This is a genomic window from Pseudomonas putida, assembly GCF_001941965.1.
GTDB classification, from domain to species: domain Bacteria; phylum Pseudomonadota; class Gammaproteobacteria; order Pseudomonadales; family Pseudomonadaceae; genus Aquipseudomonas; species Aquipseudomonas putida_L.
In genome coordinates, this window is sequence record NZ_MKZO01000014.1 from 95,914 (window position 1) to 108,816 (window position 12,903).

Here is a 12,903-nt window from a genome sequence, read left to right on the forward strand (position 1 = left end):
TTCTTGTTATGGATGGGGAAAACGCGATCAGTCCGGGTCTGCCGCCAGCAGTTCAAGGCGCAGGCTGATCAGGCGCTTGATGCCGCGACTGACATGGGCCTCGGCGAGCGCTCCGGCGAGCACCGCGTCACCGGCCACCAGGGCCTGGAGGATCGCCTGGTGCTCCTGCTCTACGAGCGTGATATCGCCACCACCGGCCGCCTCCATCCACAGCAGCTCGCCGACTTCCGATTGCAGGCGCATTTCCGCATGGGTCAGGCGCAGGGACTGGGCCGCCGCCGCCACTTCGATATGAAAACGCGCATCCGCGCGGTGCCGGGCCAGGCGCGAGCCGGCCTGGCGCAGGGTCTCGATATGGTGGGCGATGCGCCCCTGCTGCTCGGGCGAGCTGCGCTTGGCCGCCAGGCGGGCGGCGGTGCCGGAGATCGCGGTCTGCTCGTCGCCGAGGTCACGCAGGTCCGGCCCGCTCATCTCCTGCAGCTTTTGCAGGAGCAACGCCTCCGGCAACTCCACCGGGGCACAGACGAAGCTGCCGCCATTGCGCCCGCGTCGGGTTTCGATCAGGCCACGCTGGCGCAGTACCACCAGGGCTTCGCGCAGGGTGACCGTGGCCACCCCCAGTTGCAGGGCCAGCTCCGACTCGCTGGGCAATTGCTGGCCCTCGGCGAACAGGCCTAGCTCGATGGCCTCCACCAGGCGCCGCGCCACTTCATCGGTGCGCCCCTCCTGGCGCAGGCGGATGAATGCGGTGTTGCGGGCACTATTCAGGGCAGTCATTGCCTCTCCCTTTCGAGCCTTGCACAGGCGCGGTTAAAAATTCGGTTTCGCATCTTATAGCGAAGCACAGTCCGGGTGTTAGCGCCTTATGACCTTCTGCTCATGGCAATTCCACCCACTCGGGCTAGTCAACAAATTTAAGATATGGTTTTATATGTTTAAGCCTTGCACAGGCCACCTGATCCTGTGCGCCTGTATTCACCAATAACTCCAAGCAGGAATACGCAATGCAGACCCGACTCCTGATCAACGGCCAACTGGTCGCTGGCCAAGGCGAACCCTACGCCGTCTACAACCCGTCCGAGGGTGCCGTGCTGGTGAGCATTCCCGAGGCCAGTAGCGCCCAGGTGGACGCGGCCGTGCAGGCCGCCGATCAGGCGTTCGACGGCTGGGCACAGACTCCGCCGAAAGACCGCGCCCACCTCCTGCTCAAGGTAGCCGACCTGATCGAGGCCAATGCCGAACACCTCGCCCGCCTCGAATCGCAGAACTGCGGCAAGCCCTACCAGGCGGCACTGAACGACGAAATCCCGGCCATTGCCGACGTGTTCCGCTACTTCGCCGGGGCCAGCCGCTGCCTGTCGGGATCGGCCGGTGGCGAGTACCTGCCCGGCCACACCTCGATGATCCGCCGCGACCCGCTCGGGGTGATCGCCTCCATCGCGCCGTGGAATTACCCGCTGATGATGGTCGCCTGGAAGCTCGCCCCGGCCCTGGCTGCCGGCAATACCGTCGTACTCAAGCCCTCCGAGCAGACCCCGCTGACCGCCCTGGCCCTGGCCGAGCTGATCGCCGGGCTGTTCCCGGCCGGCGTGGTCAATATTCTCTTCGGCCGCGGCCCGAGCGTGGGCGAGCCGCTGGTCAACCATTCGAAAGTGCGCATGGTCTCCCTGACCGGCTCGGTCGCTACCGGCGCGCGGATCATCGCCAGCACCGCCAGCAGCGTGAAGCGCACCCACATGGAACTGGGCGGCAAGGCCCCGGTGCTGATCTTCGACGATGCCGATATCGATGCGGCCGTCGAGGGCATCCGCGCCTTCGCCTTCTATAACGCCGGCCAGGACTGCACCGCAGCCTGCCGCCTGTATGTGCAGCGCGGCGTCTACGAGCGCTTCGTCAACCAGTTGGGCGAAGCCGTCGCCAGCCTGCGCATGGGCCTGCAGGACGACCCGCAAACCGAACTCGGCCCGCTGATCACCCGCGATCACCTGGAGCGCGTCGAAGGCTTCGTCAACCGCGCCAAGGCCCAGGCGCATATTCGCGTGATCACCGGCGGCAACCGGCTCGATGGCCCGGGTTTCTTCTTCGAGCCCACGGTGCTGGCCGATGCCCGCCAGGACGACGAGATCGTCCAGCGCGAAGTCTTCGGGCCGGTCATCAGCATCACCCCGTTCGACGACGAGGCGCAGGCCCTGGCCTGGGCCAACGATTCCGACTATGGCCTGGCCTCGTCGGCCTGGACCCGCGATATCGGCCGCGCCACCCGCCTCTCGGCGCGCCTGCAATACGGCTGCACCTGGATCAACACCCACTTCATGCTGGTCAGCGAAATGCCCCACGGCGGCATGAAGCAATCCGGCTACGGCAAGGACATGTCGATGTACGGCCTGGAGGACTACACCTGCGTGCGCCACGTGATGTTCAAGCACTGATCAACCGATGAAAAACGCCATTTCCTGGCGGCCGAAACAATACATATAAAACCATAGGCAATATGGCATACGAGGTTTCCCTATGCTTATCACCGGCATCAAGAGCCGCCCGGTCTACGACCGACTGCAACCCATGGCGGGTGGCCTGCGCCACCTGATCGCGGGCCAGGGCAGCGGCGGCGCGGCCATGCTGCGCCTGATCGGCGACATGTCCGCCGAACAGCGCCACGGTAGCACCCTGCTCTACTCCGTCGAGTCCTTCTCCGGGCACAACCACCTGCAAGCCCTGCAGGAGGCTGAAGCGGCCGGGCTAGAAGTGTTCGCCAGCAACCAGGAACTGATCGACGCCCTGCGCGAGCGCCTCGGCGAGGCGCGGATGGGCACACGCTTGTACCTGAGCGGCTCGGAAAGCTTTATCGGCACCGCCATGCAGGCGGCCAACGCGGTCGACCTGAACCGCGACGAAGTGCTGCGCGAACACAGCGGCACCCTGGTCCGCCGGGTCTGGTGCGCGCATTGCGACACCTATACCGAGAACGTCACCCAGCGCGTCTTCGTCTGCCCGGGCTGCCGGTTGAACCTGGTCGTGCGCGATCACTATTCCCGCCGCCTGGCCGCCTTCCAGGGCATCAAGGCCGATGGCGAAGTCCCGGGCGAACTGCCTGCCGCCGAGGAGCTCGACACATGAATACCCATAACGGCACCCTGAGCGTGCGCGTCGCCCGCATCGAGGCCCTGACCCCGGAAATCACCCGCTTCACCCTGGTCGACCCGGACGGCAAGCACCTCCCGGCGTTCTCTGGCGGCAGCCATGTGGTGGTGGTCCTCGAAGATGGCGACAAGACCCACCGCAACGCCTATTCGCTGATGAGCTCGCCCTACGACTCCAGCGCCTACCACATCGCCGTGCGCCGCGTGGCCGACGGCCGTGGCGGTTCGCGCTACCTGCATGACCGGGTCGGCGAAGGCGAGCTGTTGCAGATCCTCCAGCCGGCCAACCTGTTCCCCCTGGCCAAGCACGGCCGCCAGCACCTGTTCATCGCCGGTGGCGTGGGCATCACCCCGGTCTACTCGCAACTGGAAGAGCTGGAACTGAAGAAGGCCAGCTTTGAACTGCACCTGGCGGTGCGCGGACCGGAGCATATCGCCCTGGGCCGTGAACTCCAGGCCCGCTACGGTTCCCGCGTGCACCTGTACGTGCAGGGCGAGGACGCGCGCATGGATATCCCGGGCATCCTCTTCGGCCGCCCGCTGGGCAGCCACGTCTATGTCTGCGGCCCGGACAGCATGATCGACGACACCATCGAGAGCGCCCATAGCCTCGGCTGGACCGACAGCCATATCCACTACGAGCGCTTCGTCGAACAAGGTTCCACCGGTCAACCCTTCAGCGTCACCCTAGCGCGCCAGGGCGTGACCCTCGAGGTACCCGCCGAGCAATCCCTGCTCGAAGCGGCCGAACAGGCCGGCTACAAGGTGCCCTACCTGTGCCGGGGCGGCGCCTGCGGCTACTGCGAAACCGAAGTGCTGGAAGTGGACGGTGAACTGGACCACCGCGACGACTGGCTCAGCGAGGAAGACAAGCTGAGCAAGCGCAAATTCATGCCGTGCGTATCCCGGGCCAGTTGCAGCCGCCTGGTCGTGGACCTCTGAGACAGGACAACAACAAATGACCGTATTCAAGCCGATCGAAAGCTACGCCGACCTCGACGCCAAGGGCTTCACCTACCGCAACAGCCGCGAGGCGGTGTTGCGCCTGCCCTTCCCGTACCCGGAAGACCAGTACATGTACTCGATGAACGTCGAACCCCATGTGCCCTTCGGCGAGGGTGCCCTGCGTGCCCAGTTCGATATCGACGAGCACTACATCTCCGAGTGCCATCACCGCGCGCAGATCCTCGAAACCCAGCCGGGCGTGCACTACGCCGCCCTGCCGCACATGATGGAAGCCCAGTGGGACCTGCTGGAACTGCTGATGGAGTCCTATTCCCGGGACTTCCCCGAGCACTTCAGCCTGGAGAAGAACGGCACGCAATGGCGCTGGATCAACCGCCCGCTGGGCCTGGACAATACCTTCACCTTCGGTGATGCCAGCACCCTGCCGATGGACCCGATGGAATACATCACCCGCCAGGCCCAGGGCGAGTTCATCCTCCTCGAAGAGCGCGACGACACCCTGGTGATGGGCGCCGGCATGGCCACCCAGCGCGCCGACTACTCGCTGCGCTTCAACCTCGGCATGAGCTTCATGGAGTTCCATGGCCCGGTGCCGAAGCTGCACGAGATGGGCATTCTCCAGCGTGCGCTGAAGTTCCTCCTGCGCCTGCGCCCGGGGCACCCGGTGCGTCGGACCAACTGGTCGATCACCGTCAATCCGCGCCTGGAAACCTCTGCCGAGACGCTGCCGGACTGGGCCCCGGACCGCACCACGGTGACCGCGGAAAACGCCGGCGAGCTGGTCAACCTGCGCATCGAGCTGCAACCGCTGCACCGTTTGCCGCGCAGCAACGCCGTACTGTTCCCGGTACGCACCTACCTGGTCAGCCTGCAACAGTTGGCCGACTTCGCCCCGCAATGGGCCAAGCGCATGCACCGGGTGATCCGCGACCTGGACCAGGAACTGGTGGACTACAAGGGCTTCACCCGTTATCGGGACGCCATGGTGGCCTGGCTGGCGCAATACGACGACGGCACGCCAGTCGACGAAAGTCAGCAATGAAAAAACCACAAGCGCGCCGATAATGGCGCGCTTTTTTGCGTGCAAATCCGGGAAAACCATAATGAAAACAATACGCAACTTCCTGCCTGAAAGCTGGAGCCTGGTGTTCTCCGCAGCCGCCTCGGCCTACGGGGTCGGCTTGCTCGGCCTGTGGGCCTTGCCGTTCCTGATCAGCGCGATCATCCACGACCTGCAACTCAACGAGGCCCAGGCCGGGCTGCTGATGTCGGCGGAGTTTGGCTTCACAATGCTCGCGTCCTTGCTGGTGGCGCCGTTCATGGGGCGTGCACCGCGGCGGACCCTGGCGATCGGCGGCACCTTGCTGGCGATCGCCGCCAACCTGGTCAGCGCCAATGTCGCCGATCTCTATCTGCTCGCCGCCGTGCGCTGCGTCGCCGGGGTTGGCGCCGGGCTGGCCCTGGCCTGCGGCAATGCCGCGGTGTCCAGCGCGAAGCAGCCGGACCGTATCGCCGGGCATATGAACGTGCTGTCGGTACTGCTGATGATCGTGGTGATGCTGGGTTACGCCAAGGTCATGGCGGCGTTCGGCCTGCCCGGGTTGTACTACGCGATGGCCGCGACCATGGCGGTGATGTTGCTGGCGATCCCGGCCATGGTCCAGCGCGCGCCGGCGGTGGAGACCGTGGTGGTTGCCAGTGGCGGCAAGGGCAATGTCCTGCTCAGCCTGCCGGCAGTGTGCATGATGCTGGCGATGTTCGTGTTCCAGGCGCGGGACACCATGGGCTGGGCCTTCGTCGAGCGGATCGGGACCATGGTCGGCTATAGCGGTGACGAGCTGGGCGTGCTGCTCTCGGTGCAATCGGTGGTCGGCCTGATCGGCCCGCTGCTGGCGGCGATGATCGGCAAGCGCTTCGGTATGAGCACCCCGGTGATCCTTGCCGTGCTGCTGACTGGCGCGACCAGCCTGAGCTATGTACTGGGCGAGCATTCCAAGAGCATGTACACGGCCGGGGTGATGACCATCTGCATCACCTACTTCTACGCCCTGAGCTACCTCACCGGGCTGGCGGCGGAGCTGGATCGCGAGGGTCGCGTGGTGGCGGCAGCGGGGAGTTTCCTGAGCCTCGGCCTGGCGGTGGGGCCGGCGATTTCCGGTGGGTTGATTTCGCTGGGCGGCTTTACCCTGGCGGCCTGGGGGATTGCGGTGACGGTGGTGCTGACCCTGGCGCTGGTGAGTGTGCCGTTGGCGAGGATTCGCAAGGAGCATGTGGTGGCGCAACTGGCGGCTGCGGTCTGAAAATCATGTTGTGGGGCTGAGGGCCTCATCGCTGGCAAGCCAGCTCCCACAGGGATCGCGTGCACCGCTGAACCTGTGGGAGCTGGCTTGTCGGACCGCCGCACCGCAGCGATGAGGCCCGAAAGCCTAGTGCAGTTGCAAGGTCGAATTGATCTGGCTGATCGCATCCACCACATGCCGCGAGCCCTGCTGGATTTCCAGGATCACCTCGCCGGCCTCGTTGGCCAGGTCCACTCCCTGCCCCGTCCGGTTCAGGCTGGATTGCATGCTGGCCACCGCCTTCAGCGACAGGTCATGGTTCTGCCTGACCACCTCGACGATCTCCACCGTGGCCTTGCTGGTTCGCGCCGCAAGATTGCGCACTTCCTCGGCAACCACGGCAAAGCCGCGCCCATGTTCCCCGGCCCGCGCCGCCTCGATCGCCGCATTCAACGCCAGCAGGTTGGTCTGGTCGGCAATCCCGCGAATGGTCAGGACAATCTGCCCGATCAGCTCCGACTGCCGGTTCACCGCGTCAATACTGCGTGCCGCCTCGTTGAGGTCATGGGAAATCTCTTCGATCACGTGCACCGTCTGCTGCACCACTTCCGAGCCCTTGCGCGCGCAGGCGTCGTTCTGCACTGACGTCGCATGGGCGGCTTCGGCAGCGGACTGCTGGGTGCAGACCTGATGGGTGATATCGCTGGCGAACTTGACCACTTTGTACAGCCGGCCCTTGGTGTCGAAGATCGGGTTGTACGAGGCTTCCAGATAGACCATCTGCCCCAGCTTGTTGACCCGCTCGAAGCGGTGCGAGTGGTATTCACCGCGGTTGAGGGAAGCCCAGAAGGCCCTGTAGTCCGCCGACTCGCTTTCGCTCTTGTGGCAGAACAGGCTGTGATGCTGCCCGACCACCTCGTCGAGGCGGTAGTGCATGGTATGCAGGAAGTTGTCGTTGGCCGTGATTACCCGGCCTTCGGGGGTGAACTCGATCACCGCCATGGAGCGGCCGATGGCTTCGAGCAGGCAGTCCGCCTCGTGCTCGTGCACCACCCGCGCGGTGATGTCGCTGGCCACCTTGATGATGCTGGTGACCACGCCATTGTTGCCGAAGACCGGCATGTAGCTGGCTTCCAGCCACAGCTCCTTGCGCTGGCGATCCAGGCGCAGGAAGGTCCCGCTGCGTGCCTGGCCCTGGGCCAGGTCGCGCCACAGCTGGCGGTATTCCTCGGTCTTGGTGTAGGCCTCCTCGCAGAAAATCCGGTGATGCTGACCGCGGATTTCCTCGAGTTTGTAGTCCATGGCTTTGCAAAAATGCTCGTTTGCGTCGAGTACTACTCCATCGGGACTGAACTCGATCATGGCCATGGAACGGCTGATCGCTGCCAGTTTTGCGTTGGCTTCAGCCAACGCCCGATTACACCGCTCGATTTCTGCCAGGTCCGATTTGCGATGGGAGTCGAACATGTCACGCACACTCCATTGGCGGAATTGTGCTCAGCATAGATGGGCGAAGACGCCCTGCAAGCGCTCCACTACCACCATTTATCGGCTGTTTTCAGCTGCTTTCGCGGATCATCAGGGCAAAACCAAGGTCCTGGGCAGGATTTTTCCCGCGCTTGCCGTCGAGCAGATCGAGCAGCGCCTGCGCCGCGTGCCGGCCGATGGCGGCCAGTGGCGTGCGGATCGAGGTCAGGCGCGGGACCATATGGGCCGAGGCCGGCAGGTCATTGAAACCGACCATCGCCACCTGCTGCGGGACCCGGATGCCCTGGCGCTGGGCCTGGAAGATCGCACCATGGGCGAGGTCGTCGTTGCAGAAGAAGATCCCGTCGAGATCGCCATGGCGGGCCAGCAACTGGCTGAACAGCTCGCCGCCCAGGCCGATGGACGATGGCTGCGGGACCAGGCGTTCCAGCGCCGGATCGTACAGCCCCGCTTCGCGCAGTGCCTGGCGGAAACCCTCGGCGCGTTGCAGGACCCGGGCGTCCAGTTGCGCAGCGATAAAGCCGAGGCGTCGTCGCCCACGCTCGATCAGATGGCGGGCGACCGCGCGACCGGCCTCATGCTGGGAAAAGCCCACCGAGACCACACCCTCCTGGTCGCCCAGCTCCATCATATGCACGCAGGGCACGCGGCTGGCGGCGAGCATCCGCCGTGACGCTTCGCTGCGCTCGAAGCCGGTCAGTAACAGGCCGCGGGGTTGATGGGCGAGGTAACTGCGCAGCAGGTTTTCCTCTACGCTGGCGTCGTAGTGGAAGTTGCCAATCATCACTTCCAGGCCGCGCGGGCGCAGGACATCGTGGATCGCGTCGAGGGTCTCGACGAACAGCTGGTTGGACAGCGACGGGATCAGCACCGCCACCGACTGGCTCTGCGCCGAGGCCAGGGCGCGGGCCGCGGGGTTGGCGACATAGCCGAGCTGGGCCGCAGCGGCCTGGACCTTCTCCACCAACTCCGGCGCCACCGTGGCCACCCCGCGCAGGGCCCGGGACACGGTGATCGGCGAAACCCCGGAAAGCCGGGCGACTTCGGCCAGGGTGGGACGGCCTGTGGTACGGGAGGTGCTGCGGGACATGGCGGCTCGGGGAGTTGCGGGGAAAGCCGGCAAGGTTAGTGGTGCACGGGTTGGCTGGCAAGGCAATGCACCTGGGTTGGTGCTGAGGGCCTCATCGCTGGCAAGCCAGCTCATTCTGCAGCGACTCGGACCCTGTGGGAGCTGGCTTGCCAGCGATTGCGGTGGTGAACCCCCTATCGGTCCGATGAACGCACAAGGTCCGCGGAGGGTTCCTGATTTACCGTATCTGATGCTTGTGCAACAACCGGTAAAACGTCGGCCGTGACACCCCGAGGACCTTGGCTGCGACACTCAGGTTGTCGCTGTGCCGATCCAGCACATCGCATAGCGCCTGACGTTCGGCCTGGTGCTTGTAGTCTTCCAGCGTGCCCATGGGCGCCGCTACGTGGTTGAGCTGCTCATGCAGGCCCAGGTCGCGCGGTTCGATCTGCCGCCCTTCCGCCAGCACCAGCCCGCGCCTTACCCGGTTGGCCAGTTCACGCACATTACCCGGCCAGTCATGCTTGCCCATGGCGCTCAGGGCGTCCTCGCTGAAAGTGCGCGGGCGCCGCCCGGTTTCCTGGCTGTAGAAGCGGGAAAAGTGGCTGGCCAGCATCGACAGGTCACCATGCCGGTCACGCAGCGGCGCAGTGATCACCTGCAGGACATTCAGGCGGTAATACAGGTCTTCGCGAAAACGCCCGCTGACGATGGCGCTCTCCAGATCCACATGGGTCGCCGCCAGCACCCGCACATCCACGGCGATCGGCTGGCTGCCGCCCACCCGCTCGATATGCTTTTCCTGCAGAAAGCGCAGCAGATTGGCCTGCAGCTCCAGGGGCAGATCACCGATTTCGTCGAGGAACAGCGTGCCCCCGTGGGCCGCCTCGATCCGTCCGACCTTGCGCTGGTGCGCCCCGGTAAAGGCGCCTTTCTCATGGCCGAACAGCTCCGACTGGATCAGGTGCTCAGGAATCGCCCCGCAGTTGATCGCCACGAACGGCTTGTCGTTGCGCAAGGATTCACGGTGCAGGGTACGCGCCACCAGCTCCTTGCCGGTGCCGCTTTCGCCACGGATCAGCACCGGCGACTCGGTCGGCGCCAGCTTGCTCAGCAGCTTGCGCAGCTCGCGGATGGCCCGGCTGTCGCCCAGCAGTTCGTGCGCCGGCTCCTCGGTGCGCGCCGCCCCCTTGCCGCGCAGGCGCCCCATGCCAAAGGCCCGCCCCAGGGTCACCTGGACCCGCGACACATCGAACGGCAGGGTATGGAAATCGAAAAACCACTCGCAGACGAAATCCCCGACCTTCTGCGCCCGCAGTTCCTGGGGGCTCAACACCGCGATCCATTCGGCGCCGCTGCGGCTGATCAGGTCCTTGACCGCTTCGGGGCGCTGCAAGTGACTGGCCTGCAGGCGCAGCAGGCCGACATCACAGGAATGCTCCAGCGCCGTGGCCAGGGTACAGCTGTGGACATCCCAGCCAATGCTGCGCAAACCGGGGAGTAGACGGTGGCAGTCATCGCAGGGATCGACCACCAGCAAACGACGGTGCGGGGCAGGCTCGAGCATGATCTTTCCTTGACGTCAATTTTTGGAAAATCGAGTAGAAACAGCATCTTGGCAAACCTGTGGGTAACGGTAGCAACGAACGCCAGTTCGCCCATGACCGTCTGTCCGCTGAAAAATTCCATTACATTTACGTCACGGAACATTTGCCTGAATTCAACGTCACAAGCGCCAGAAATAATTGAATGTCCGAAGCGTGAACAAAAAATTTTTCAATGCAGTGTGACTTCACCTGTTACTTCGGACATCAGTACAAGTAACCTGCCGCCGCGCATGACGCCCCGGCAACTTTCCTTTGCTGTTTGGGACCATAGAGAGACCGAACCCATGAACGCTCCGCTGCGTGTCAACGAAGCACTGCTGATTGCCGACCACGCCTTCGAACCCTTCCAGTGCGTTGCCTGGGATGCGCCAAACGGCACTGGCGAGCTAAGCCTTGCAGTGATTGACCGGACCAGCACCCGGATTGGCAGCAAGCAGGTGCCGAGCAGCACCTACTCGGACCCGGCACAATGGGCACACCTGATCGAGGAAGTGCGTGCCGAGCTGAGCCAGAAAGGTTACGACCTGCAGCCCTGGACCATGCCTTCCTGATCCAGCTACAAGCTTCAAGCTTTAAGCGGCAAGTAAGAGCAACGCGCGTTTGATCTGCTTTTTCTTGCAACTTGCAGCTTGAAGCTTGCGCCGAAAGTCATCCAGAAACTTGAGGCTTATTGTCGCTGCGACACTTCACCGCCGTCAGCCTTCGCGCAACTCGTCGATATGCCGGTATTGTGCCTGCAAACTTTCCGCAAGCTGCCGGGCCCGTCCCAGACGGATCGGTGCACTTTCCATATCGAGCAATAAAGTGCAGCAGGGCAGCGCTTGAAGTTGTCTATCAATCGTCAACCGTCCGTCGGTGAGCAGCAGGCATCGCTGCATTTCGCCGGGAAATTGCCGTTGCCGGCGCAACAGCCACTGTCGCGCTTCCTCCAGCGCCGCCAGCAACGGCGTACCACCTCCCGCCCCCAGCTCCGCCAGCCACGGCTGTAAAGCCGCCGAGGCTTTCAGGCCATGACGCTGCCAGCGCGGCGTGTTGCCGCTGGCCGTCAGCAAGGCCAGGCGTGCCCGGGCGCGGTAAGCCTGATCGAAGAAATGCGCCAGCACGCCCTTGGCCTTGCTCAATGCCTGGTAACGCCGGGTCGAGGCCGAAGCGTCGACAATCACCAGCCACAGTTCGGGATGCGCGGCATTGCGCTGGATCCAGCGCAGGTCGCCGCGTTGCCGTGGCCGGCCGTTAAGCAGGGTCGCCGGCCAGTCGACCTTGCCCTGCCCCGCGCTGCGCCCGCGACCACGCGGGCCCTGGTCGAGCCTGCCGGCCTTGGGCCTGGCATCCGCGCTGGCGCGGGCACGGATGCTCAGGGCTTTTTTGGCCAGGTCGGGACCTCGCGCCGGGCCCCGGTGGCCACTGGCTGGGCCGGCATTTCACCCCACTGCCCGGCTTGCGCTGGCGGCGATGGCTGCGCCTGGCCGTTCGCTGGTGCCGGTGGCTGGCTGCCAGCGGACGGTTCCTGGCGACGATGACGCAGGGCGAACTCGGCCACCGCCTCGATATCCGCGTCCTCGATCCGCTCGCCACCCCGCCAGGCCGCATGGGCCCGGGCGGCACGCCACCAAACCAGGTCGGCGCGCAGACCATCCACGCCGGCAGCGAAGCAACGTTCGGTGATCAGGGCGAGGGAGCGATCGTCCAGTTCGATGCTTGCCAGGCGCTGGCGAGCGTTCTGGCAGCGCTGGCGCAGCGCGGCCTGGGCCGGCGCCCAGTCGGCAAGGAAGCCGGCGGGATCGCTGTCGAAGGCCAGGCGCCGACGCAGGATCTGCCCCCGGGCCTCGGGCAGCGGCTGTCCGTGCAGGGCCACATTGAGACCGAAACGGTCGAGCAACTGCGGACGCAGCTCACCTTCTTCCGGGTTCATCGTGCCGATCAGCACGAAACGCGCACTGTGCCGATGGGACACACCATCACGCTCGATCCGGTTGGTACCACTGGCAGCCACATCCAGCAGCAGGTCCACCAGGTGATCGGCCAGTAGGTTGACCTCGTCGACATACAGCACGCCGCCATCGGCCTTGGCCAGCACGCCCGGGGAGAACTGCGCCCGGCCCTGGCCCAGCGCGGCATCCAGGTCGAGGGTGCCGACCAGGCGCTCCTCGGTAGCGCCCAAGGGCAAGGTCACGAACGGCCCCTCGCCGAGCAGGTCCGCCAGGCCACGGGCCAGCGTACTCTTGGCCATGCCCCGTGGCCCCTCGATCAGCACGCCGCCGATCTTCGGGTCGATGGCGGTCAGGCACAAGGCCAGTTTCAGGTCCTCGGCGCCGACCACCGCCGCCAGGGGAAAGTGCACGGGTTCAGTCATT

General features: G+C 64.9%; 12 protein-coding genes and 1 pseudogene. 6 read left to right on the top strand and 7 right to left on the bottom strand.

The window, feature by feature from the left end:
* Positions 1-27 precede the first annotated feature (27 nt).
* Complete coding sequence (locus PSEMO_RS10385; protein WP_075802983.1) at positions 28-777, bottom strand: FadR/GntR family transcriptional regulator; 750 nt, start codon at positions 775-777, stop codon at positions 28-30.
* A gap of 227 nt (positions 778-1,004) precedes the next feature.
* Between PSEMO_RS10385 and PSEMO_RS10390 the strand changes: the two genes are divergently transcribed.
* From PSEMO_RS10390 to PSEMO_RS10410, 5 genes are all read left to right on the top strand, one after another.
* Positions 1,005-2,429: a gamma-aminobutyraldehyde dehydrogenase gene (locus PSEMO_RS10390; protein ID WP_075802984.1), complete on the top strand. Its 1,425-nt coding sequence runs from the start codon at positions 1,005-1,007 to the stop codon at positions 2,427-2,429.
* Positions 2,430-2,511: 82 nt separating this feature from the next.
* Complete coding sequence (locus tag PSEMO_RS10395) at positions 2,512-3,117, top strand: dimethylamine monooxygenase subunit DmmA family protein (protein ID WP_075802985.1); 606 nt, start codon at positions 2,512-2,514, stop codon at positions 3,115-3,117.
* A complete protein-coding gene (locus PSEMO_RS10400; RefSeq protein ID WP_075802986.1) occupies positions 3,114-4,082 on the top strand; it encodes a PDR/VanB family oxidoreductase in 969 nt (322 codons plus the stop codon). The genes PSEMO_RS10395 and PSEMO_RS10400 overlap by 4 nt, the downstream gene beginning before the upstream one ends.
* A 16-nt stretch (positions 4,083-4,098) precedes the next feature.
* On the top strand, positions 4,099-5,148 hold the full coding sequence (locus PSEMO_RS10405; RefSeq protein WP_075802987.1) for a heme-dependent oxidative N-demethylase family protein: 1,050 nt from the start codon (positions 4,099-4,101) through the stop codon (positions 5,146-5,148).
* 61 nt (positions 5,149-5,209) lie between these two features.
* Complete coding sequence (locus PSEMO_RS10410) at positions 5,210-6,406, top strand: MFS transporter (protein ID WP_075802988.1); 1,197 nt, start codon at positions 5,210-5,212, stop codon at positions 6,404-6,406.
* A 126-nt stretch (positions 6,407-6,532) separates the two neighbouring features.
* On the opposite strand, the gene PSEMO_RS34210 is transcribed toward PSEMO_RS10410, so the two are convergent.
* The 4 genes and pseudogenes from PSEMO_RS34210 to PSEMO_RS10425 form a co-directional block, all read right to left on the bottom strand.
* Positions 6,533-7,027, bottom strand: coding sequence for a methyl-accepting chemotaxis protein (locus PSEMO_RS34210; protein ID WP_256721081.1), 495 nt, complete (start codon positions 7,025-7,027; stop codon positions 6,533-6,535).
* Positions 7,028-7,069: 42 nt separating this feature from the next.
* Positions 7,070-7,852: pseudogene (locus PSEMO_RS34215) on the bottom strand (PAS domain-containing protein); the annotation flags it as partial.
* 91 nt (positions 7,853-7,943) lie between these two features.
* Positions 7,944-8,963 carry a LacI family DNA-binding transcriptional regulator gene (locus PSEMO_RS10420; protein WP_075802990.1) on the bottom strand — a complete coding sequence of 340 codons (1,020 nt, stop codon included), beginning with the start codon at positions 8,961-8,963 and terminating at the stop codon, positions 7,944-7,946.
* A gap of 217 nt (positions 8,964-9,180) precedes the next feature.
* Positions 9,181-10,509 (bottom strand): sigma-54 dependent transcriptional regulator, encoded by a 1,329-nt coding sequence (locus PSEMO_RS10425; protein WP_075802991.1) that lies wholly within the window; start codon positions 10,507-10,509, stop codon positions 9,181-9,183.
* Positions 10,510-10,833: 324 nt separating this feature from the next.
* Here PSEMO_RS10425 and PSEMO_RS10430 point away from each other — a divergent pair, with 324 nt between their 5' ends.
* On the top strand, positions 10,834-11,100 hold the full coding sequence (locus tag PSEMO_RS10430) for a hypothetical protein (RefSeq protein WP_075802992.1): 267 nt from the start codon (positions 10,834-10,836) through the stop codon (positions 11,098-11,100).
* A 144-nt stretch (positions 11,101-11,244) separates the two neighbouring features.
* Here the strand turns inward: PSEMO_RS10430 and PSEMO_RS10435 are convergent, their stop codons facing one another.
* Both PSEMO_RS10435 and PSEMO_RS10440 read right to left on the bottom strand, forming a co-directional pair.
* Complete coding sequence (locus tag PSEMO_RS10435; protein WP_372239110.1) at positions 11,245-11,907, bottom strand: vWA domain-containing protein; 663 nt, start codon at positions 11,905-11,907, stop codon at positions 11,245-11,247.
* Entirely contained in the window at positions 11,904-12,902 is a 999-nt protein-coding gene (locus PSEMO_RS10440; RefSeq protein WP_075802994.1) for an ATP-binding protein, read from the bottom strand. Before PSEMO_RS10440 ends, PSEMO_RS10435 begins: the two co-directional genes overlap by 4 nt.
* Position 12,903 lies beyond the last annotated feature (1 nt).

Bases quoted from the DNA above. Each gene is read 5' to 3' on its own strand.
- PSEMO_RS10385 (WP_075802983.1), bottom strand. From the start codon at position 777: ATGACTGCCCTGAATAGTGCCCGCAACACCGCATTCATCCGCCTGCGC.
- PSEMO_RS10390 (WP_075802984.1), top strand. From the start codon at position 1,005: ATGCAGACCCGACTCCTGATCAACGGCCAACTGGTCGCTGGCCAAGGC.
- PSEMO_RS10395 (WP_075802985.1), top strand. From the start codon at position 2,512: ATGCTTATCACCGGCATCAAGAGCCGCCCGGTCTACGACCGACTGCAA.
- PSEMO_RS10400 (WP_075802986.1), top strand. From the start codon at position 3,114: ATGAATACCCATAACGGCACCCTGAGCGTGCGCGTCGCCCGCATCGAG.
- PSEMO_RS10405 (WP_075802987.1), top strand. From the start codon at position 4,099: ATGACCGTATTCAAGCCGATCGAAAGCTACGCCGACCTCGACGCCAAG.
- PSEMO_RS10410 (WP_075802988.1), top strand. From the start codon at position 5,210: ATGAAAACAATACGCAACTTCCTGCCTGAAAGCTGGAGCCTGGTGTTC.
- PSEMO_RS10420 (WP_075802990.1), bottom strand. From the start codon at position 8,963: ATGTCCCGCAGCACCTCCCGTACCACAGGCCGTCCCACCCTGGCCGAA.
- PSEMO_RS10425 (WP_075802991.1), bottom strand. From the start codon at position 10,509: ATGCTCGAGCCTGCCCCGCACCGTCGTTTGCTGGTGGTCGATCCCTGC.
- PSEMO_RS10430 (WP_075802992.1), top strand. From the start codon at position 10,834: ATGAACGCTCCGCTGCGTGTCAACGAAGCACTGCTGATTGCCGACCAC.
- PSEMO_RS10440 (WP_075802994.1), bottom strand. From the start codon at position 12,902: ATGACTGAACCCGTGCACTTTCCCCTGGCGGCGGTGGTCGGCGCCGAG.